At 61.0% G+C, this 22,456-nt stretch carries 13 protein-coding genes; 10 read left to right on the forward strand and 3 right to left on the reverse strand.

Translation table 11 applies throughout. The features are described 5' to 3' along the window. Nucleotides 1-4 precede the first annotated feature (4 nt). Together AAY81_RS06750 and AAY81_RS06755 are read right to left on the reverse strand one after the other, a co-directional pair. Complete coding sequence (locus AAY81_RS06750; protein ID WP_066663041.1) at nt 5-403, reverse strand: DUF3592 domain-containing protein; 399 nt, start codon at nt 401-403, stop codon at nt 5-7. A 639-nt stretch (nt 404-1,042) separates the two neighbouring features. Then, on the reverse strand, nt 1,043-2,233 hold the full coding sequence (locus tag AAY81_RS06755; protein WP_066663044.1) for a 4Fe-4S binding protein: 1,191 nt from the start codon (nt 2,231-2,233) through the stop codon (nt 1,043-1,045). A gap of 216 nt (nt 2,234-2,449) precedes the next feature. Here AAY81_RS06755 and AAY81_RS06760 point away from each other — a divergent pair, with 216 nt between their 5' ends. The 8 genes from AAY81_RS06760 to AAY81_RS06795 all read left to right on the forward strand — a co-directional run bounded on the left by AAY81_RS06760 (nt 2,450) and on the right by AAY81_RS06795 (nt 14,045). Further along, on the forward strand, nt 2,450-3,292 hold the full coding sequence (locus AAY81_RS06760; RefSeq protein WP_143117343.1) for a hypothetical protein: 843 nt from the start codon (nt 2,450-2,452) through the stop codon (nt 3,290-3,292). Between the two features lie 9 nt (nt 3,293-3,301). Further along, on the forward strand, nt 3,302-3,901 hold the full coding sequence (locus AAY81_RS06765; protein ID WP_066663049.1) for a VOC family protein: 600 nt from the start codon (nt 3,302-3,304) through the stop codon (nt 3,899-3,901). Nucleotides 3,902-3,922: 21 nt separating this feature from the next. Further along, nucleotides 3,923-4,846: a hypothetical protein gene (locus AAY81_RS06770; RefSeq protein WP_066663051.1), complete on the forward strand. Its 924-nt coding sequence runs from the start codon at nt 3,923-3,925 to the stop codon at nt 4,844-4,846. A gap of 15 nt (nt 4,847-4,861) precedes the next feature. Continuing rightward, nucleotides 4,862-5,554: a TorD/DmsD family molecular chaperone gene (locus AAY81_RS06775; protein WP_082867908.1), complete on the forward strand. Its 693-nt coding sequence runs from the start codon at nt 4,862-4,864 to the stop codon at nt 5,552-5,554. 38 nt (nt 5,555-5,592) lie between these two features. Next, nucleotides 5,593-6,237, forward strand: a complete 645-nt coding sequence (locus tag AAY81_RS06780; protein WP_066663054.1) for a 4Fe-4S dicluster domain-containing protein — start codon at nt 5,593-5,595, stop codon at nt 6,235-6,237. Nucleotides 6,238-6,247: 10 nt separating this feature from the next. Continuing rightward, the gene (locus AAY81_RS06785; protein WP_066663057.1) at nt 6,248-7,180 is read left to right on the forward strand and encodes a 4Fe-4S binding protein; all 933 of its coding nucleotides are present in this window, start codon (nt 6,248-6,250) and stop codon (nt 7,178-7,180) included. Between the two features lie 416 nt (nt 7,181-7,596). Next, a complete protein-coding gene (locus tag AAY81_RS06790; RefSeq protein ID WP_156501504.1) occupies nt 7,597-9,123 on the forward strand; it encodes a hypothetical protein in 1,527 nt (508 codons plus the stop codon). A gap of 230 nt (nt 9,124-9,353) precedes the next feature. Beyond that, complete coding sequence (locus tag AAY81_RS06795; RefSeq protein WP_156501505.1) at nt 9,354-14,045, forward strand: hypothetical protein; 4,692 nt, start codon at nt 9,354-9,356, stop codon at nt 14,043-14,045. A 934-nt stretch (nt 14,046-14,979) separates the two neighbouring features. Here the strand turns inward: AAY81_RS06795 and rpmE are convergent. Continuing rightward, nucleotides 14,980-15,414, reverse strand: a complete 435-nt coding sequence (rpmE, locus tag AAY81_RS06800) for a 50S ribosomal protein L31 (protein WP_066663066.1) — start codon at nt 15,412-15,414, stop codon at nt 14,980-14,982. A gap of 338 nt (nt 15,415-15,752) precedes the next feature. On the opposite strand from rpmE, the gene AAY81_RS10455 reads away from it, so the two are divergent. Both AAY81_RS10455 and AAY81_RS06810 read left to right on the forward strand, forming a co-directional pair. Beyond that, nucleotides 15,753-20,000, forward strand: a complete 4,248-nt coding sequence (locus tag AAY81_RS10455) for a hypothetical protein (RefSeq protein ID WP_156501506.1) — start codon at nt 15,753-15,755, stop codon at nt 19,998-20,000. Between the two features lie 886 nt (nt 20,001-20,886). After that, nucleotides 20,887-22,365 (forward strand): FAD-dependent oxidoreductase, encoded by a 1,479-nt coding sequence (locus tag AAY81_RS06810; protein ID WP_066663072.1) that lies wholly within the window; start codon nt 20,887-20,889, stop codon nt 22,363-22,365. Nucleotides 22,366-22,456 lie beyond the last annotated feature (91 nt).

The following is a 22,456-nucleotide window of genomic DNA, read 5'->3' on the forward strand; positions in this document are numbered from 1 at the left end:
TCTATTACATGGTGGCGGAGCCAATAACGAAGAGAACGAATCCCAGAAGAATCATGGCGATACCGATAATGAGGACGATCGTATAGGGCTTGTTCGAGCCGTAATGAAATGGCTGAGCATCCTTGGGCTTTTTGGGGTTGTACCAGATGGTGCACGTATCCCCCACGTTATGCGCTTCCTTACTGATGATCGTCGAGGTAATACGGTACTCAACGTCTTGCACCGCATACGAGTAAACATACGAATGGCTCACGTTGCCCTGGGAATTGCGATGCCTACGAATATCCACCAGCGTACCCTGCACCTGCTCTGAGCAGCGCTTATTCTTCCGCTTATTAATGGGATAACAAATAACGAAGATGATGCCCAAGAGAAATAGCGCGAACCCAGCCACAAACATCATGCACCCCCAAGCCACAGCCCTGCACTTGCAGTTCTATTATACGTCTCACAACCCAATCAGAACCACACTGCGAAGAGCGCAGCGAATTCGCCCGAGGAGCCACGACCAGTCCCCCAGCCCCGGCCGTAACGGCCGAAGAGCGAAGCGATTTCGGCGCAGGAACTCACGACCCGAACCCAACAAAGGCAGCCCCGGCCAGACAGCGAAGCGCATCTGGCCGCCAGGTCGAACACGTCCCCAACCTGGAACAATCGCGCGAGCACTCTCCCACGCGCCCGCCGGAGAGCGAAGCGAATCCGGCGCCGACGAGTTTCAACCCGGAACTCCCCACGGGTCCCGGCCGGTTAGCTATCAGGAGCACTGACCTCCCCGAACGATAGCCAATCGGGGTCGTGGGCCGCAACTTCGGGCCCGCGGGGTGTCCCCTGCGGGGGCATTCTGAAAGCAATCCCCTAGCCCAGCTTAGCTGGGCGCCGATTTTTTCGCCGTAGCGAAAAAATCCAAGTAAGCGCATGAAGCAGCGAAGGGTTGGAGCCCCGACAGCCCAGTGGGCTGTCGGGGCTCCAACCCGAAAGCGATGCCCCGCAGGGGACATCCCGCGGGACCCCAATAATCCCCCAGCCCAAACCCCAAGCAAGGTTATCGTTCGTACACCTGGTCAGTGTTCATGAAGAGCTCGGCCTTATGCCAGATGGTATGCGCCGTGCCCTCCTTCACGGCGCGCGGCGTCATGGTATAGCGATCGGTCATGCCGGCAAGCATGTCGCGCGCGAAGACCTCCTCGGAAATGGTGAGCGCACCCGTGGGGCAAATCGCAGAACACGTACGACACTTCACGCAGTCGCCCGGGTAATGATCCACGCCGAAGGTGCCATCCTCGTCGACGAAGCGAGCAAGCGCACCCGTAGGGCAAAACGTCGAGCACATCTGGCACGATGAACACGTATCGGTATCGATAATCACATGCCCCCACAAACGCGTATCGATCATCACGTCTTCGGGCTCACCCAACGTAGCGAGGGAGTTCAGCAAGGCCTCACGGCGATCGGGCAGAAAATGAGGCAACGTGCCATCATCCATGACCTTCGTATAGCGCGGTTCTTCCGGCTTGGGCGTGGCCTTCTCGCCCAGCGCATCACGTACCGCGTAGTCCACGGCAATCGCGCCCATACGCGCACCCTCGCGCTTCGACGACTCGAAGAACGCGCGCTTGCCCTTGTCATAGCCATCATCTTTGGCACGCGTGCATTTCGGCAGCTTATCGGCTAGGCGAATGTCCGCCGACGCACCCCAGGCCTCCAACAGCTGGCGTTCGGTATCGCACACGCGCTGCACCATCTCAAAGCCCGTGGCATGCGCGCATGACTCGCACGCACCGCGCACGAGCACGATGCTCTTCGCCCCCTGGGCAACCAGCTCGGTAAGCGCCGATTCCTCGACGCGCCCCAGGCATTCCACGCGAACGACCGCATCGCGATCGACCAAATCACCCACACGTTCAAGCAGCGTTCCACACGCCACCGTAACGATGCCATCGCACGCGCCTGCAACCGCAAGACACTGATTCATGAACTCCGCGTCGTTGGGATGATGCGCCTCGAGCGCGCACGTGGGACATATGGTCGCACACGTGCCGCATCCAATACAACGCTCGGGCGAAACCGTAAGCTCTTCCCCATCGAAATGAATGCACCCCGTGGTGCAAACGCTCGCGCACCGCAAGCAGTCGGCATTGCGATTGCGAACCTGAACGCACCGTTCGCGATGAACGGTAATGAACGAGCTTTCAAGCTCTTCGATCAAGTTGACCATGGAAGCGATCTTCGGCATATTCCCCACCTGCCATATTCGTGTCACCTTGCAGATACACCCACGTTTGACCTGCAATTTCTCGTCTAAAGGCATTCTATTTCGCTTTTCATATCCCAAATCATAGAGGCCATATTATTTGCCATATGAAAGGGATTCCTATACTTGCCCCCGATGGACGGGCGCGGCGACGAGAGAGCACCGTGCCATTGGGGAATCAAAGGAGGAGTCATGGTCATGATTCGACCATCCTTGACCCTTGTGCTCGATTTGGACGAGCGAGCAGCGGGCAAGGAAACCATTCTCGAAATCAAGCGGAACTACGCATATGTGTGTACGCCCGTGATTCGAACCCATGCGGCGGAAAGCGAGGATGAACCCATGCGCAACACCGCACGCTTCATCATCAATATGGGCACGTATAAGTACCTGCTTTCCTCCGACGAGGGAGCCGATGACCGCTGGAATGAGATCGTGGAACCCTGGATTGGAAACATGTTCCACAAAGTGGGTAACACCATGAAAGTGTTCAACGACCGCCAGCGCAAGATCAAGCTGCCCGAAATCATCTTCGAGCGCGTCAATCTGGAAATGCAGGGCGGCGCCTTCAACGTAAGCCTGCACACCGACCCCATCAGCTTCATCAATCCCGAGCTCAACGCCCAGGTGGGATTGGCTCGCATGCTTCTCAACGACGGCACGCTCGCAGGAGCCGTCCAGGTGGAAGCGCCATCCGACGCGTCATGGCAGACCCAGAACGAGAGCGCCTGGAACGCATGGATCGAGGAGCACCCCGAAGCACTCGAGCCCACGCCCGAGCCAGAACCCGAAACCGAAGGCGAACCAGAAGAACAGCTCACGCGCGAAGAATGGCTCGAACGCGACAAGGAAGCGAAGAGCTACGAGAACACCGCCGTGCCCGTAACGGATTCCGAATCGCTTCCGCCCATTCCCCACGAAGAGGAAGAGGAGGAGCCCGAGCAATTCGATTTCGACGTGGACTACCACATATGGAACGTGACGTTCGAAGACGGCACCACGCGCATCTTCGACGCGAACGAACGATCCTTCGTCGAATAGCAGGGCATCATGTTGGAATCAGCGCAAAGTCAGGTAGCAAACGCACCTGAAATCACCTACGTGAAATGGCGCACGCCCGGTGAAGAGCTATCGAGCACCGCGCTCATCGTGGCCCACCTTACGCGCGAGCACATCTGCCGCCCCCGGCGCATATGCGTGGCCGTGCCAAACCGCACGTGGGCAATACGCATGCGAGAAGTGCTCGACGACATGGATCGCAACACGGTGGGACTGCACACCAAGCACGTGAAGATCGCGTATTACAACGCCATCGAAGACAACTACGACTGGCTGTTCCTCATGGGCTGCGTGGATGGCTTCATCCCGCCCGCTCAGGCATCGGGAACGACCATCCAAACCAACGACGAGGCGCGCGCCGCATGGGGCAACGCATTCAACCACGCCACAAAGCGCGTAATCGCATCGAGTTTTGCGAAAGCAGATGCCACGTTCGCGAAGGCAGCGGGCATTCAGAGCGACCGCCGAAAAATGGAACACGGGCGCGTCATGGCCATGTGCAAGCCAACGCCCTTCCTTCGCGACAAGGGGCGTTTCCGTCCCTCCACCGTAGGCGGACAGGCCCTGCTGCGCAGCTTCAACTTGAACTAGACGCATAACGAGGAGTGAGACATGAAAGACTTCAGGGATTTCGGGGAGTTCGACTTCACGTTCGACCCCGAACTCGAGGGAATGACGGAAGAGCCAACGAGCATGGACGAGATCTCGGGTAACTTGGGCGTATTTCTGCCCAACACCGAGGGCCGCACGGAATTCCTGCCGCCCGACCCCGAAAAGGTTCCCCAGATTGAAAACGCCATCGACCAGGCGTCGGAAGCCTACGCGCAGCGTTCGCCCGAAGACCGCACGCGCGAGCTGTTCGCGCAAATGCGCCCCCAGCGCGCCATCCTCCGCGCCATCATGAACGCGGCTGACGAACCCATTTCCGAAAGCAACTTGGAGGAGATCGTCAACGAAGTGCGCACGCGCAAGTTCTCGGTATACTCCACCGCAACCATCTGCCACATGATGGAAACCGCCGGCGCCATTCAACGCGTTACGGATACGGGCGCGCCCTACGACTCGGTCGAGGCCGTTCCCGCCATCGTGGAAATCGACGGCATCGAATACTACGAACCCACCACTCCGCCCGAGGTGCATTGGCTTGCCACGGAAGCGGGCCTGGCCATCATGGCCGAAAACAAGCCCCTGGAGCGCATCGAAGAGCTGTTCGAAAAGGAAGCCGACTACCTGAAGATCTACAAGCGCGTGCTCACCCTCGCATCGGAGGAAGGCGGCACGACCATGCCGAAGCTCTCCGCCGCCGTGGACAGCGATCCGCTCATCGCCGAACCCACGCGTGTGTTCTTCGTGCAGCACTTCACCGACCTGCTGGAAAACCGAGACGCAATCGAGTGGCAAGGCTCCACATGGGCCGTTACCGAAGTGGGACGCGCGGCGCTCGATAAGCTCGCCGAAGTCGAAGACGACTTCGCAGGCGAAGAGCAGGAGCAATCCTTCGCGGTGGCAGCCGAAACCGACGGCATCAAGTGGTAGCAGGGAGTGACGAACATGACGAACGCAACGATGGAAGAAACCCAGGAAACCCGCGAACAGCTAGCCGAAGCCTGCAGGCAACGCGCAGCGCAGTATGGCTTCATATCGCGCCTATTCCGCAAGGAAATCACGTCTGAACTGCTCGATGAGCTGCATGGGTTGCACTACCGCGTGCACACGGGCAACGACAACATCGACGAGGGCTATCGCCTGATCGCAACGTACCTTTCCGGCATTTGGGACAACACGATCACCGAACTTGCCGCCGACTACATGCGCACCTTCTTCGGACACGGCTACAGCGGCCATGCGGCAGCCTACCCGTTCGAAAGCATTTACACCAACGAGAAGCGCCTGCTCATGCAAGGAGCACGCGATGAGGTGCTCGCCCTGTACCGCGCAGCGGGCCTCGACAAGAAGGACGACTGGAAAGAGGGCGAAGACCACATCGCGCTCGAACTGGAATACATGCAGGTGCTTGCGCTACGCACCGCCAATGCCCTTGAAGTAGGCGACGAGCGCCAGGCCACGACCCTGCTGAAGAGCCAGCTGAACTTCCTGGACGACCATCTGTACGCCTGGGCACCACTGCTGGCAATCGACATGAAGCGTTTCTCGCAGACCGACTTCTACACCGGACTCGCCTTCCTCATGGAGGGCTTCCTGGAGGAAGACGTGGAACTTTTGGAGGACATCCTCGAGGAGTAACGAGGGTTCCATATACAGACGAGCAAGGAGAGAGGCGTATGGAAGAAGAGAAGGAGAAGCAGGCGCATGCCGGCATGTCCCGGCGCGCGTTCGCCATTGGCGGAGGCGGTGCCGCGGTGCTGCTCGCCATGGGCGGATTGAAAGCCGTACCAGCGCAAGCCAAGACGCGACCGCCGGGAGGCCAGGATGAGGACCGCCTGATTTCCGCATGCATCCGCTGCGAGCGTTGCGTTGAGATCTGCCCGCGTAACGCCCTGGCACCCATGCACATCGAAGATGGCATCTTGGGCGTGCGCACGCCGGTAACCAACTTCGACAATGGATACTGCGACTTCTGCCAAGAAGCAAATGGCGGCGACCCCCTATGCGTCAAATGCTGCCCCACGCAGGCGCTCCAGCTGAGCGCGTCCGCTACGGCGGAAAGCACCATCATCGGCAAGGCGGTCATCAACGAGAATTGGTGCCTCGCCTGGTCGAAGGCAAACGGATGCCGCTTCTGCTACGACGCCTGCCCCTACGAGGCCATCGAGCTCACCGACAAGGACAACCGCCCCGTGGTCATCCCCGATCGCTGCAATGGATGTGGCGCGTGCCAGAGCGTATGCGTCAGCCTGCAGGAAGGCTCCATCACCCTGGGCGCAACCGCACGCGCCATCGTCGTCGTACCCGAATCGGAACTATAAGGAGGCCAGAATGAAAACGAACAAGCTACGCATCATCATCCCTCTGGCCATCCTGGCTATCGCGGGCATCGCCTTCGCGGCGCACCAGAGCCTGGGCACCCTTTCCGCCCTGGGCTGGCAGGACATCTCGGTCCTGTGCCCCATTGGCGCGCTGGGAACCCTTCTCGCCAGCAAGACCCTCGTACCGCATGTGCTCATCTCGCTCGTGCTCGCCGTCATTGGCATCGTAGTTCTCGGCCGTGCCTTCTGCGGATGGATTTGCCCCGTTCCCGTATGGCGCAAGCTGCGTTACCTGTTCCATAAGCAAGATCCCAGCCTGAAGGGCAAAGCGAAGATCAACCCCGATTCCCCTCTTACGGAAAAGGAGCAAAAGGCCCTCCATGCGTCCTGCGGCAACATCTGCCACGCACGCAAGCCTTCCGATTCCCGCCACATCGTGCTGGGAGCCGGACTGCTCTCCGCAGCGATCTTCGGATTCCCGGTGTTTTGTCTCATCTGCCCCATCGGCCTTTCCTTCGCGCTGGTATTCACGGTCATCCTGCTGTTCGGCGGAGGTGACGTAACCTGGTCGGTCGTATTCATCCCCGTGCTCCTGCTCGTGGAAGTGGTGTTCTTCCGCAAGTGGTGCAGTCACGTCTGCCCCGTAGGAGCGCTCATGAGCCTGGTCTCCCGCGCGAACCGCACCCTACGGATACGGGTGGATCACGCCAAATGCATCGAGGACACGCGCGGTGTGAAGTGCGGCCGCTGCTCGCAGGTATGCAACGTGGGCATCAACCCGCGCCATCCCGAGCTGGGAGCAGGCATGCACGAATGCACGAAGTGCCACGCCTGCGTGGAAAGCTGCCCGGGCAACGCCATTACCATGCCGTTCCTGCCCAAGGGCAACGGGGAATCCCCTGCAGCAGAACCAGTCGTCATTACTGACAACATCGAGAAGTAGCCCTTCCCCGCCGCGCATCAACCCGCGGCGGGGCTCCTCCCAAGATGGCTCTTGCGGGTAATAAGAGCCATCTTGGGAGGAGGGCGGGTCGTTCGATTCCCCAATTGTCCTCGAGTGGCCCGCTCCTTCCACATTGCGCATCGTGGTTGGTCGTCGACGCATCCCCTAGCGATACGATGGCCCACCATGATGCGACGAGCTTTCGAAAGGACGCGCGCATGACCGCATGCGAGAACACACACCCTCACATCACGCTCTTCCTGGGCGGCCCCGCATGCGGGAAAACGACGGCACTGCTCGAGGAAGCTCATAAAGCCGAATCCATCGATCAACCGCGCGTTCTCTTCATAACTGCATGCGACAGGAACTGCCAAACCATTAAAAGTCATATTGGAACCATAGACAGTCTCATACAAGTGACGAGCATTCAGAATCTTGCCCGAAACATCCTCAACGAACCAGAAGCGCACGAGATAATCGGCCGAAGCGCGCGCATACTCGACTCCGTTGAGGAAGGCATTCTCTTTGAGGACATGCGCTCGCTGGGAATCAAGCAACGACGCCTGCGTGGCCTTTGCAGCTTCATCCAGCGCGGCTGGAGCGACTTGGCAGACGAAGATGAGCGCTGGCTCCAGACGCTTGAAGAAGAGCTCGTAGCGCAGCGCATGCGGGAGAATCTGCAACTCGTTGACGGCATGCTGCGCAGCGAACTCGAAGCATGCGCCCTACGCGTAGTGAGCCAATGCGAGCGCATTCGCAATGCCTACCAAGCTCCCGCGGTACTTGTCGACGACTTCACCCTTATGGGACGCGCCTCACAGCAACTTGTTCGCGCGCTTGCCACGCAGGAACTATACATGGCTGCAAGCGATGCACCCGGCATGCCCGTTGCAGACCCCTACCCCTTCGAACGAGGAGTGAAGGAACTGCTTGAAGCATCCCCCGACACGCAAACGCATGCGCTGCATACGTGCTATCGCCCCACCACGAGCGTGAGCATCATCAACAAACTGCGCACGGAAGCCGGACGCGCACCCCTTACCGCCAACGACGAGCGCAAGGGAACCATCGAGACGCATTACATTGGGGGATTCGCAGAGGAACAGGAAGCGATCCTGCGGACCATCGATGCTGCCCATGCGCAGGGGACGTCCTTGTCACGCATCGCGATCGTAGGCGCGAACGGAGTCTGGCGAGCGACAATCGCACGGGTACTGAGAAGCAACAATATTACCGTCACTACCACTAAACCGACCAGGATGCGTATTCGCGATTATCGCGATGCTGAAGCAAACAAAACCCTGGAATGCAAAACGCTCGAGCAACTATCGCGCGACCCCGAAAACGCCCTTGCATGGCGCACCTGGTGCGCACTGGGTGACTATCTAGCCAACAGCGTGGGCATCGATGCCCTTCGTGCGCCCGCCCTTAGGGCAGGACTTACACTCCCCCAGGCGCTCAACGCTCTTCTTGCAGGCAAACTTGATGGCCTCTGCGCAAACGACCCCATGGTCGAAGGGCTCCTCGCCCGCTATCGAGCAGGACTGGACGAGCTACACGCTCGAGACGCGGAGGCAACATACGACCCCACGAACCCACCTGCAGAGCGCGAAGGCGTCTTGCTCTGCAATCCCCGTGAGCTGCAGGGGCAGACATTCGACCTGGTTATCTTTGGAGGCTTCGTAAACGGCTTCTTCCCTTCGCGCGCCTGGTGCGAAAACGAGGTCATCGGCACCGCACGCACAAGGGAAGCCCAGCTCTACCAAACTCAACTCGCCTCCGTTGCCGCAAGCGCAACGAACCGCCTGGTCTTCACTGGATTCACCACCTGTTCGCTGGAAACGGCAGAGCGCCTTGATCTATGCGTGGAACGCATTCGGCTCACGCGCGGCATACGCATGGCAACCATATCTCCAAGCGCGTTTCTCTCCCTTATCCATTAGGGGATTTCCCCACTCTTTCAGCTTGGCAACAGGACGCCAACGCACGTGGTGCCCGCGCGTAATACCACATATATGTTAGTAGAATTGTTCCATATTTGTGGGGTCGCAGTATGCCCATTCGGGCAAGGGGGTCGAACGCCATGGGAAAGAACGTCTTTGCGAAGCAGGTGGGAATGCGGCTTGTCGTTTTCGCGGCAGGCTTAGCACTGGCAATCACCGCACTCTTTTGTATGGGAACGCAACAAGCGTGGGCCGATGACAGCATCTCGCTGGGAAAGCCCTCGTGGAACGCGAATACCACCGCATACACGCTGCCCGACCTAACGGTCAATACGAGCAACGCCTACACCACGGCGATCGTATCGGTTGATGCAGGCTACATGACTACCGACAACGTAGACCAAAGCATCGTGGCATCCAAGTTCGAAGACCTTTCGAAGACCACGTACACCATGATCTTCAAAGACGGAACCACCATCGCCCAGATCCAGGCAGCGCTGCGTAAATTCGAATTCCATCTGCCCTCAAGCGGTGCAACCACGCAGAAACCCCAAGTAAAGCTTTCCACGCGTGACACCATCTTGCCTAACGGCGCGACGATTACCGCTGGCACAGGCGACCTTGCCGGTCACTATTATATGTATGTAGGCGGAAGCCTCAGTTGGACCGATGCATACAAGACCGCGAAGACGTGGCAGTACATGGGCATGAAGGGCTACCTGGTTACCATCACCAGTTCGGCCGAAGATAGGATTCTGGACAACATCACCAGCGCTGCCGCATGGTCGGGCGGCACTCGTGCGCTCTTCAATGACAGCAAGGCAAACGACCAGGATTCGCTTGACGCATACGGTTTCAGCTATCCCAGCGACTACTCCAACAACGCCTACTACTGGGCATGCGGCCCCGAAGCTGGCAAGAATTACACCACGATCGGCTACTCCAATTGGAATAGCGGCGAGCCGAATAACTCCAATGGCGAAGGCTGCATGCAGGTGCATGCGAGCGGACGCTGGAATGACCTCTCGAACGGATCGTCAAGCGTCGCCGGGTACTTCGTGGAATTCGGCGGCTACGGAAACGAGGACCCCGGATACGGAACGAGCACGTTTTCGGAAATCACCTCCGACACGAGCGTGGTAGTCGTAACGCCCGTCGCCATCACGAGCCTTACCCCGAGCGAAGATCGCCCCTACTTCGGCGAGGGCGCCAGCGAGGTTACGGCTACCGTTGCCCCCAGCAATGCCACCTTCGTAACCTACCAGTGGTATCGCAGCAGCACGGCAGGCGCCACTTCGGGCGGCACGGCCATCGAAGGCGCCACCGAGGCAGCATACCAGCCCACCGAAGATGACGAAGGATACTACCTATATTGCGTGGCATCGGGCGAGCTTGAATCTTCGGGCGTCGCGGCAATCTCCGGAAAGGTTCTTCCGGTCACCGCAACGGTGGCCTACGCATGGAACGGAATCGATGCGGCAACCGTGAGCAATGGCGCCGCGGCTGCAGGCAGCACGTGGGCCGTACCCTCGAAACAGGGCGCAACCTTCACCGGATGGTATCTGGAAGACAGCCATGAGACATTGTTCGCCAACGCCAGCGGCAACTACGCGCTCTCGGGTGCTGTAAGCGGCATCGTTGCAACCGACGGGACCTGGGAAGTGCCCTCTGCTGGCATCACCATCTACCCGGCATGGGCGCCCATCGGCGGAGCCGAGGCCGTAGCCCAGATGTTCGTAACCGAACCCACGAGCGGTTCGGGCGATGACGAAAGCTTCGACAGCGACCAGATCGCCGTCACATGGGATGGCGAAGAGGGCACCTGGAAGGTGACCCTGAAGGAAGACATCGAGAACGCCTCCATCGAGCTCTCCGAGCTTTCCGACGGCTCGGGCATCGACATTGCGCTCGATCTAGATGGACATGCCATCTACGGCGCCTCTTCCACCACGAGCGCCGGCACGCCGGGGCTTACCCTGAATGATGGCGTTTCCCTTTCGATTGAAGAGGGCCTCGTGCAAGGCGGCGACGGCACCACGGGCGCGAACGGCATCTCCCTTGCGGGAACGGACACGTCCGTATCCGTGGGAACGAACGCGACGATTCGCGGCGGCAAGTCCATTTCCGCCGGAGGCGATTCGGGTGCGGGCATTAGCACCACGGGCGGCGGATCGGGCACGGTCGACGTCATGGACGGCACCATCGAAGGCGGCAGCTCCACTGCTCCCGGCACCAATGGCGGCGACGGCATTTCCGGTGACGTAGCCGTGAACGTTACGGGCGGCAATATCGCCGGTGGCGATGGTGTCGCGGGAGAGAACGGCGCTAGCGGCGGCAATGGTGGCAATGGCATTGCCACCACCTCCACCGACAACCCTGCCGTGCAGGTTACGGGTGGTAGCATCGCCGGCGGCGATGGCGCTGCAGGCGGTAACGCCACGGGCAACGATAACGGTGGCAACGGAGGCAATGGCGGAAGCGGCATCTCCGCACCGGGCGGCATCGACGTGCAGGGCGGCGAAGTCTCGGGCGGCTCTGGCGGCAACGGCGGCGGAGCCGAGAACGGCGCTGGCGGCGCTGGTGGCGCTGGTGGCTCGTCCATCACGGGCGCCGGCGGCGAAGGCGGCGATGGCGGCAGCTCCGCAACCGGCAATGGCGGCAATGGCGGCAATGGCGGCGCTTCCGAGTCTGGCAACGGCGGTGCGGGCGGCGATGGCGGCGCTTCCACTGACGGCGCAGGCGGCAACGGCGGCACGGGCGGCACGTCCGCCACTGGCAACGGCGGCACGGGCGGCGCTGGTGGCAACTCCACCAATGGCGCTGCAGGCGCTGGTGGCGCAGGCGGCACCTCCACCAGTGGCACGGGCGGCGCAGGCGGTGCGGGCGGCAGTTCCGTCAACGGCACGGCAGGCGCCGGCGGCGAGGGCAGCCCCGCAGGCGACTCGGGCGCGATCGACTACTCCCCCGCCGAGGAATTCGTTACCGCATACCTCACGAGCAGCGGCACCATCTTCGCAGACGTCGATGGTACCAACTACGGCCAGATCATAGCTGCGTCTGACGCCTGGGATGCACTTTCCGACGTACAGAAGGAGCACGTGAACCAGATGCTCGCGGACAACGGCAACACAGCAGATGCCAATACGTATCCCGAGCTGCTGGCAACGGCCACGGCAGGAACCAACTTCGTAAGCCTGTATCTCACCGATAACGAAGAGGTCTACTCCACCGCGACGGCGGCGAACCACACGAAGATCGCTATGGGCGCTACGCCCTGGGAAGCGCTTTCCGAAGCCTCGAAGGCAGTCGTGAACGCACAGCTCGCCACAAACGGCAACACTGCCGACAATGACACCTATCCCGAGCTGCTCGCGCAAGCAACGGCACTGCAAGATGAGGCCGACAATTTCATCGGAACCTACCTGACGGGCGCGAACGGCATCTACAAGACGCCAACCGCCGCAAACAACGCGCAGGTTCTCTCGGGAGCCGTTGCCTGGAACGCGCTTTCCGATGATGTAAAGGCCATCATCAACGAAACCCTTGCCGACAATGGCAATGCTGAGGCATATGACACCTATCCCGAGCTGCTCGCGGCAGCGCAAGAGCAAGCCGCTAACGCAGATGCATTCATTGCCGCCTACGTGTCTAACGAGGGTGCAATTATCGAGGCGCCAAGCGCGGACACTGCCGCTCAGGTCATTGCGGGAAATGATGCTTGGAACGAACTCACCACCGAAGAGCAGCTGCTGGTTGATGCAGCGCTCGCGGACAACGGCAATGTTCAACCCTTCGACACCTACGAGGGTCTCTACACCCATTCCCGCGCCATCCAGTTCGCGCAGGACTTCCTGAGCGACGATGAGGGCACGCTCTACGATGGCGCCAACGCGGCCAATGCGCTGCAAATCGCAAGTGGCGAAGAGACCTGGAACACCTTCTCGCAACGCGAAAAGGACCTGGTAAACAACATGCTGCGGGAGAACGGGAACGCCGACGACGCCGATACGTACGAAGAGCTACTCGAGGCGGCTAGCACCATGTCCAGCTCGGCACAGGGTTTCATCGATCGCTTCCTCACCGACGTTGAAGGCGTAATCCATTCCGCGGTGAACGCGAACAACTACGAGCAGATTATCGCAGGCGAAGAGGAATGGCCCGCACTTAGCGAACAGCCCCAGGAAATCGTGAATGGAGCGCTTGCCAACAATGGCAACGCAGCAGCCAACGACACCTACCCCGAACTGCTGGCGCAGGCCAAGCAGCTGAGCGAAGCGGTGAAGGGATTCCTGGCGGAATTTGCCAGCGACGCAGCTGGCAACCTGTTCAATAAGGCAACCGAAGACAATTACGAGCAGATCCTCTCGGGACAAAACGTATGGGACACGCTCACCGATGACGAGCGCGCCGCCATCAACGCGCGCATCGCCCAGAATGCCGAAGAGCATGGTGGCGCCACCTCGTTCACCGAGCTGCTGGCGCAGGCCAACGACGTGAAGGACTCGCTTTCCGGCATCGAGGTCTACCGCCTGTACAACCCGGGCTCGGGCGATCACCTGTACACCACGAGCGCAGAGGAGCGCCAGATCGTCATCAGGGCCGGATGGCGAGACGAGGGCGTGGCATTCGTGGCCCCCTCGCAGAAGGGCGACCCCGTATACCGCGTGTACAACCCCGTGGTGGGCGGGCACCACTACACCACGAGCGCAGCCGAGCGCGACGCGCTCGTGAGGGGCGGCTGGAACGACGAGGGCGTGGCCTTCCTCTCCGCCGACCCGGCCAAGGGCTCGCCGGTGCGCCGCCTGTACAATCCGAACCCGGGCACGGTGTGCCACCTGTTCACGACCAGCCTGACCGAGGCGAGCAACGTGGAGGCCTCGGGCTGGAGGGCCGAGGGCATCGCGTTCTACGCCCTGTCCTAGATTGGAGCCCTCCGGGGGCGGCGCGCCCGCTCCCCTCCGGGGCACCCGCTCCGCTGCTCGCACGGCGGGGCCGCAGAACGAATAAGGGAACGCTCGGTCAATCCGGGCGTTCCCCTTTTGCGTCCGAGGGAGCCGTGCTCGTGCGCTCGCTGGTTCATGCTTTCACTTGCGCTGCTTGGGGTTTTCTCAATGATTAGTCGGAAGCTTCGCTTCCTCCCCCATTGAGCAAACCCCAAGTTCAGCGCTTCTTTTTGCTTTCACAGTGCCCCCGAGGGAAGCGGGCGCGCCGCCCTCGCGAGTCTACGCGGGGAGCCCGTTGAACGCGCTGCCAGACTCGGAGGTGGACCTTCTTGCGGGCAGCATCGCGTTGCTCGCCGCCCCAGGCTAATCGCAGATGGCGCTCCACGCCCACCCCACGTCTTCGCAGGCTGCGAACCGGGCGACCCGATCGCGCATCGGAGAGGGAGGGCACGCAGGACCTCTGTAAACCGTTATTTAGGTTGGTGCAGTATTCCATATGGAAACGATTCCCAATCGGAACAACGGTTTATTAGAGGAAGAAGCTTCCCGCTCTTACGGCTGGCAGGGCGAAGGGTTTCCATCCGCCATCTTATTGAGCGGGAGAAAGCCGGCCCGGGGTTTCCTATCGGGGGCACTGTGAAAGCATTCTAAGAAAGCGCTCCGTTCGAGATGACGCGGAGGGCGGGAGGCGAAGCCTCACGCAAATCCGCGCCTTCTCGAACAGCGCAAGTAAAGGCATGAGCCAGCGCAGCGCACGAGCGTAGGTTTAGGCCCGTGCGGGGCCTAAACCACGCGAGCAGCGGAGCGGTGCCCCAGATAGGAAACCCCAGGACGGCAGGACGATTCATGGACAAAAAGAAGAAGGCGAAGGAAAAATCCTTCGCCCTCTTGCAGGTATATATAAGTGTGAAGCTTATTCAGCAGCTTCTTCAGCGACAGCCTCTTCAGCAGGAGCAGCAGCGGCAGCAGCTTCGGCTTCCTTGGCAGCCTTGGCCTCGGCTTCAGCAGCCTTCTTGGCGAACTCAGCAGCACGCTCGGCCTTCTTGGCGGCCTTTGCCTCGCGCTCGGCCTTCTTGGCGGCCTCAGCAGCGGCGACTTCTTCGGCACGCTTGGCCTTCTTGGCAGCTTCGCGAGCAGCAACGGTTTCGCGAGCGGAACCGAACTTGTCGGTGAAGCGCTGGACGCGACCACCGGTGTCGATCAGCTTCTGCTGACCGGTGAAGAACGGATGGCAAGCGTTGCAGATGTCGATCTTCAGCTCGGGCTTGGTGGAGCGGGTCTGGAACGTGTTACCGCAGGTGCAGGTGACCGTGCAGTCCACGTACTCGGGATGGATACCCTTTTTCATGTTTCTCTCCTTCATGCGCCTTGGTTTCCATACAAGGCTTATGACAACCTGGACACTATAGCACGATATGAGCGTTCGAACGTGAAAAACGCGGCTCCTTCACATGTAGCTTCGCACTGTGCCCACATGCGGAAACTCAACGGGAACATTTCAGCTGATGCGAGCGTGTTGCCCCACTACCTATACGACAGTAAGCTAGTAGCATATGTCTGGGGTCGTTAAGGTTGCCCAGGTAACTGGGCGAGGGGGTATTCGCCATGGAAAGGTACACCTACCGCAAGAGTCCATCCATTCGCATAACGCTTGTATTCGCTGCGCTAGCGTTCCTTTTCGCTTGCATGCTCACGGGAGCAAACCAAGCCTGGGGCGCCAACGAGAGCATCTCGCTGGGCAAGCCGTCGTGGAACGACACAAACAACGCCTACACACTCCCCGAGCTCACCGTTACGGCCGAAAACGCCTACACCACGGCAATCGTCTCGGTTGACGCCGGCTACATGACCACCAACAACGTGGACCAGAGCATCGTGCAAGCCACATTCGAAGACCTCACACGGACTACCTACACCATGGTATTCAAGGAAGGAACGACCATCGCGCAAATCCAGGAGGCGTTGCGCGCATTCGAGTTCCACCTGCCAACGAGCGGCGCGGTATCGCAAAAACCGCAGGTGAAGCTCTCGACTCGCGAGACCATCCTCCCCAACGGAGCAACCGTCACGGCAGGTACGGGCACACTCGCAGGCCACTACTACATGTACGTTCCCGGCAATACGTCCTGGGATAACGCTTACAACACGGCCAAGACGTATAAATACATGGGCATGAAGGGCTATCTGGTAACCATTACTAGCTCAGCAGAAGACACCGTACTCGACAACATCACGAATGCAGCTGCTTGGTCGGGGGGCACGCGAGCCCTCATCAGCGGCGTGACGCGCATCGCCGACCCCGACACCGTTGACCGCAGCACTTTCGCACTGCCTTCAGACATCAGCAACAACGCATACTATTGGACATGCGGACCAGAAGCTGGAACGTACTATACGCAAATCGGATACTATAGCTGGAACTCGGGCGAGCCGAACAACGCAGGCGACGAAGCGTATATGGAAGTTCATCACAATGGTGCGCGTTGGAACGATCGACCCATCGACTCCCCCGCTCCCAGTGGCTACTTTGTCGAATTCGGCGGATACGGCGAAGAGGACCCGGGCTATAGTGGCGGAACGTATTCGGAAATCGTTTCCGACGAGGGCATCGTGGTCGTAACGCCCGTCGCCATCACAGGTCTTACCGCCAGCGCGGGGCATCCCCTCTTCGGTGAAGGGGCCGAAGCAGCAACCATGACGATCGCCCCCAGCAACGCAACGTTCGTAACCTATCAATGGTATCGCAGCGACACGGCAGGCGCTACCTCGGGCGGTACGGCCATCGAGGGCGCAACCGAATCGAGCTACGCACCCACTTCGGACGACGAGGGCTACTACCTGTACTGCATCGCATCGGGCGAACTCGATTCGTCGGCGGCGGCCACTCTCACGGGCAAAGTACTCCCCATCACCGGAACCATCACGTACGCATGGAAGAACCTAGCCAACGCAACCGTCAATAATGCGACGGCCGCAGCGGGAAGCACATGGGAAATGCCCACCAACCCCGGCGCCACATTCGCGGGATGGTACTTGGAAGACGAATTCGCAACCCTCTTCGCTGACGCAAGCGGCAACTATGCGCTTGCCTCCGCCACCGAGGGCGTGGTCACAACCGACGGCACGTGGGAAATACCCTCTACGGGCATCACCCTCTACCCGAAGTGGGACCGCATCGGCAATGCGGAAAGCATCGCGCGCATGTTTGTCGCCGAACCCCAAAACGGTTCGGGTGATGGCTCGGCATGGGAGTCCGACGAGATCTCCGTCGCCTGGAATGACGCGGAGGGTCGCTGGGATGTCACGCTGAAGCAGGATATCGAAGATAGCACCATCGTGCTTTCCGAATTGCAAGAAGGCGCAGGCGTCTCGATTGGGTTGGACATGAACGATAAGTCCATCTACGGAGCATCGTCCGAAAACGCAGCGGGCACGCCCGGCATCACCCTGGGCAATCGCGTCTCACTCGCGGTGATCGGCGGACGCATCCAGGGCGGAGACGGCACCACAGGCGCTGACGGCATATCCATTGCAGGCGCAGAGGCATCGGTCAACGTGGGCATCGGCGCAACCATCGTCGGTGGCGCATCCATTACGCCCGGCGGCGACTCTGGCAGCGGCATCGGAACCGCAGGCAGCGGCTCTGGAACCGCAAGCGTTGCCGGCGGCGAAGTCATGGGCGGCGCACCCACAGCCCCCAGCGCCAATGGCGGCGATGGCATCTCCGGCAACGTAAACGTCACCATGACCAGCGGCTGGATAACTGGCGGCGACGGCGCTACGGGCCAGAATGGGACCAATGGCGGTGATGGCGGCAACGGCATCAACACGACTGCAGGCACTTCGATCTCGGGCGGCGAAGTCATAGGCGGAGACGGCGGAGACGGCGGAGACGCCACCGGCGACGACAATGGCGGCAATGGCGGCAATGGCGGCACGGGCATCATCTCCCCCACGGGACTTGACGTATCCGGCGGCGAAATCTCGGGCGGCTCCGGCGGCAACGGCGGCTCTGCCGAAAACGGAGATGGCGGCGCTGGTGGCCTGGGCGGCTCGTCCACCAATGGAACGGGCGGCGAAGGCGGCGCGGGCGGCAGCTCGGTAACCGGTAACGGTGGCAATGGTGGTAACGGCGGTGCATCCAGCACCGGCAATGGCGGAGAAGGCGGCGATGGCGGCAGCTCCACCGACGGCGACGGAGGCAACGGCGGCGCTGGTGGCACCTCTAGCACGGGCAATGGCGGCACCGGAGGCGCGGGCGGCAACTCCACCAATGGCTCCGCGGGCACGGGCGGCAACGGCGGTACCTCCATTTCCGGAGAAACCGGCGCGGGCGGCGCGGGCGGCAGCTCCGTGAACGGATCCGCAGGCGCAGGCGGCGAAGGCAGCCCAGTGGGAGATTCCGGTTCCATTGACTACACCCCCGCCGAGGAGTTCGTGAACACCTACCTGAAGGCATCCGCCACGTCGACCATCTACGCCAACGCCGACGGCGATAACTACGCGCAGATAATGAGCGGATCGGATGCGTGGAACGCACTGTCCGAGGTGCAGCAGGCGCGAGTGAACCAGATGCTGACGGAAGCCGGCAATGCCGCAGATGCCGATACCTACCCCGAAATCTTGGCAACGGCCACGGCAGGCGACGCATTCGTGAGCCTGTACTTGACCGACGACGAAGTCATCTACAGCGAACCCACCGCTCACAATCACACGAAGATCACCATGGGCGCAGAGCCCTGGCAGACGCTCTCGGCCGCTTCGCAATCGGTCGTCAACGGCATTCTCGCCGACAATGGCAACGCGGAAGCATACGACACCTACCCTGAAATGCTCGCTGCGGCCCAAGGCATGGAAAACGACGCCCAGACGTTCCTCGATACATACCTGACTGGAACGAACGGCATCTACAAGTCACCTACCGCAGCAAACAATGCGCAGCTGTTGGCGGGCAAAGACGACTGGACGGCCCTTTCCGGCGAAGCCAAGGAACTCGTGAACCAGGCCTTGGCCGAAAACGGCAACGCCGAAGCCTATGACACCTATCCCGAAATGCTCGATGCGGCTTCAACGCAAGCCGAACACGCAAACGCGTTTATAGATGCCTACCTCGTCTCGGATGGAAACATGGTAACCGAGCCCAGCAAGACGACGGCAGCGCAGGTTGCCTCGGGCGGCGACACCTGGAGCCAGCTGACCACCGTCGAACAGGAATTGGTGAACGCAGCCCTGGCTGCAAACGGAAACGCAGCGCCCCACAACACGTACGAGGGCCTTTACACGCCCTCGCGCGCACTGGCCTTCGTGCTGAGCTTCCTCACCGAAGCCGATGGCTCAACTACGATCAGAGCTTCGGAGGAAAACGCCGTGCGCATCGCCTCGGGCGAAGCGGAATGGACGCATATGTCCATCAACGAGCAGACGCTCGTAAACCGCATCCTGTCTGAAAACGGAAACGCCCCCGAAAGCGACACCTATCCCGAACTGCTGACGCAGGCCAATGAGATCCTAGACGCGCTTTCCGGCATCGAGGTCTACCGCCTGTACAACCCGGGCTCGGGCGACCACCTGTACACCACGAGCGCAGAGGAGCGCCAGATCGTCATCAGGGCCGGATGGCGCGACGAGGGCGTGGCATTCGTGGCCCCCTCGCAGAAGGGCGACCCCGTCTACCGCGTGTACAACCCCGTAGTGGGCGGGCACCACTACACCACGAGCGCAGCCGAACGTGACGCGCTCGTGAGGGGCGGCTGGAACGACGAGGGCGTGGCCTTCCTGTCCGCCGACCCGGCCAAGGGCTCGCCGGTGCGCCGCCTGTACAATCCGAACCCGGGCACGGTGTGCCACCTGTTCACGACCAGCCTGACCGAGGCGAGCAACGTGGAGGCCTCGGGCTGGAGGGCCGAGGGCATCGCGTTCTACGCGCTCTCCTAGCCTGTGGATCCCCGGGGGCGGCGCGCCCGCCCCCCTCCGGGGCACCCGCTCCGCTGCTCGCACGGCGGGGCCGCAGAACGAACAAGGGAACGCTCGGTCAATCCGGGCGTTCCCCTTTTGCGTCCGAGGGAGCCGTGCTCGTGCGCTCGCTGGTTCATGCTTTCACTTGCGCTGCTTGGGGTTTGCTCAATGATTAGCCGGAAGCTTCGCTTCCTCCCCCATTGAGCAAACCCCAAGTTCAGCGCTTCTTTTTGCTTTCACAGTGCCCCTACGGGGAGCGGGTGCGCCGCCCTCGCGAGTCTATGCGGGGATCGGTAGAAGGCGCTGCCAGACTCGGAGGTAAACCTGGTTGGGGCGGCATCGCTTTGCTCGCCGCCCAACTGGCTGACACCCCTCTCCCACCGTAGAGCGAACAAGCCTCCGCCCCCTTACTCACGTCACCGACTTGCATTTTCACCCGCAGGGCTCATGCCGCCAGATTTCCATGCTGGCAAGGGGAGGCCCTCGGCGGCACTGTGAAAGCATTCTCTATACGCGCTACGTTTGGGATGCGGCGTAGAGGGCGGGAAGCGCAGCTTCACGCATATCTACGCCGCATCCCAAACAGCGCAAGTAAAAGCATGAGCCAGCGCAGCGCACGAGCGTAGGCTTAGGCCCGTGCGGGGCCTAAGCCACGCGAGCAGCGGAGCGGTGCCGCAGAGGGCCTCCCCTTGCCAGCCCAAGCGCCTCTCGGCATTAGCCCTGATAAAACCTCCCCACCCGCAAAACCACCCGCCCATTTTCCGCATTCCACCCGCCAACGTGTCTGCATGCCCCACGCGCAACCGCATAGGGTTGAGGCCACAGAAGGGACACCGCGCACAGCGGGTCAGTGGGAAGGAACAACATGGACAACATTACCTCGCGTCATATTTCGCGACGCTCGTTCGCGGGCCTCATGGGCATGAGCGTTATCTCCGCCGCGGCATTCGCAACGCTTTCGGGCTTCCGCGATGCCGAAAAGATTGCCGCTACGCACGACTACGATGTCGTAATCATCGGCAGCGGTGGTGCTGGCACGTCGGCCGCAGCCTTCTCCGCACAGGCGGGCGCCAAGACCATCTGCCTGGAGAAGCTTGCATGGCAGGGCGGCTCGAGCTCGCTGGCGCTGGGTACGTTCTACGGTTCCGGCACGGTACAACAGAAGGAACTGGGCATCGAGGACACCCCCGAAGACCTGTACAACTACTTCATGAAGAGCGGCGGCCAGTACGTGAGCGCCGAAATGAATCGCTTCATGGCCGACCACGCCGGCGAGACCATCGACTGGCTGCGCGAGGACCTGAAGGTCCCGTTCAAGGACACCATCAAGGGCAACGGCACCGACAAAGTGCAGCGTGGCCACATGTGCGCCAACGCCGCTATCGACGCGCTGACCGCCGTCCGCGCACTTGCCGACGGCAATGGCGCCGAATTCCGCTTCAACTGCGCCGCCGAAGCACTCATCAAGGATGAATCCGGCCGCATCGTAGGCGTGAAGACGCGCACCGACAAGGGCGTCGAAGTCTACAACGCCAAGACCGTCATCGTGGCCAGCGGCGGCTTCGCGCGCAACGAGCAGATGATCGAACAGTACTGCCCCGACTTCGAGGGCGTCTACACCGAGGTGGGCGTTGGCCTTACCGGCGACGGCGTCCGCATGGGCCTGGACGCTGGCGCCGCCTACTATGGCAACGGCGGCGTGAACGGCATCCTGGCATGCCAGGTCGACCCGGGCCAGTCCTCCCTCATCAACAAGAACACGCTGTGGGTAAACTCCCAGGGCGAGCGCTTCGCAAACGAAGCCGGTGAATCGCACTTCATCTTCTACACGGTCGCCAAGTATCCCGACCAGCACTTCTACGCCATCTACGACCAGGACATGGTCGACGCGCTGAAGGACGCCCAGAAGGGCAGCTTCCAACATGGCCTGGAAATGGGCATCTTCGCCCAGGGCGACACCGTTGAGGAAGCGGCTGCGAAGCTCGGCATCGACGCTTCGGCCACGCAGCAGGCATGGGACGCCTACAACGCTATGGCGGAAGCCGGCGAAGACACCCTTTTCCACAAGAAGGCCGAAATGCTCATCCCGCACACCAAAGCCCCCTACTACGTGCTCACCATGGGCGTTTGCACGCACGGAACGTTTGGCGGCCTGCAGACCAACACCGACTTCCAGGTGCTCGACAACGACGGCAATGTCATCCCCGGCCTGTACTCCGCTGGCGAGGTATGCTGCGGCACCTTCATCTACCAGAATTACCAGGCTGGTGGCTGCGGTCTGAACTTCAGCTACACCTCGGGTCGCTTCGCGGGCGCCAACGCCGCAAACGAGGCACTCGCCTAAAAACGGCATCACGCCGCATCCCCTCTGCGGATTATGCAAAACGGCCACGTCCCCCTGCAGCGGAACGTGGCCGTATTACATTTTGATTCTT

This window comes from Denitrobacterium detoxificans, from assembly GCF_001643775.1.
GTDB classification, from domain to species: Bacteria; Actinomycetota; Coriobacteriia; order Coriobacteriales; family Eggerthellaceae; genus Denitrobacterium; species Denitrobacterium detoxificans.

What these genes read in the sequence shown, in the direction of transcription:
- AAY81_RS06750 (WP_066663041.1), bottom strand. Translation starts at nt 403, where the DNA reads ATGATGTTTGTGGCTGGGTTCGCGCTATTTCTCTTGGGCATCATCTTC.
- AAY81_RS06755 (WP_066663044.1), bottom strand. Translation starts at nt 2,233, where the DNA reads ATGCCGAAGATCGCTTCCATGGTCAACTTGATCGAAGAGCTTGAAAGC.
- AAY81_RS06760 (WP_143117343.1), top strand. Translation starts at nt 2,450, where the DNA reads ATGATTCGACCATCCTTGACCCTTGTGCTCGATTTGGACGAGCGAGCA.
- AAY81_RS06765 (WP_066663049.1), top strand. Translation starts at nt 3,302, where the DNA reads ATGTTGGAATCAGCGCAAAGTCAGGTAGCAAACGCACCTGAAATCACC.
- AAY81_RS06770 (WP_066663051.1), top strand. Translation starts at nt 3,923, where the DNA reads ATGAAAGACTTCAGGGATTTCGGGGAGTTCGACTTCACGTTCGACCCC.
- AAY81_RS06775 (WP_082867908.1), top strand. Translation starts at nt 4,862, where the DNA reads ATGACGAACGCAACGATGGAAGAAACCCAGGAAACCCGCGAACAGCTA.
- AAY81_RS06780 (WP_066663054.1), top strand. Translation starts at nt 5,593, where the DNA reads ATGGAAGAAGAGAAGGAGAAGCAGGCGCATGCCGGCATGTCCCGGCGC.
- AAY81_RS06785 (WP_066663057.1), top strand. Translation starts at nt 6,248, where the DNA reads ATGAAAACGAACAAGCTACGCATCATCATCCCTCTGGCCATCCTGGCT.
- AAY81_RS06795 (WP_156501505.1), top strand. Translation starts at nt 9,354, where the DNA reads ATGGGAACGCAACAAGCGTGGGCCGATGACAGCATCTCGCTGGGAAAG.
- rpmE (WP_066663066.1), bottom strand. Translation starts at nt 15,414, where the DNA reads ATGAAAAAGGGTATCCATCCCGAGTACGTGGACTGCACGGTCACCTGC.
- AAY81_RS10455 (WP_156501506.1), top strand. Translation starts at nt 15,753, where the DNA reads ATGCTCACGGGAGCAAACCAAGCCTGGGGCGCCAACGAGAGCATCTCG.
- AAY81_RS06810 (WP_066663072.1), top strand. Translation starts at nt 20,887, where the DNA reads ATGGACAACATTACCTCGCGTCATATTTCGCGACGCTCGTTCGCGGGC.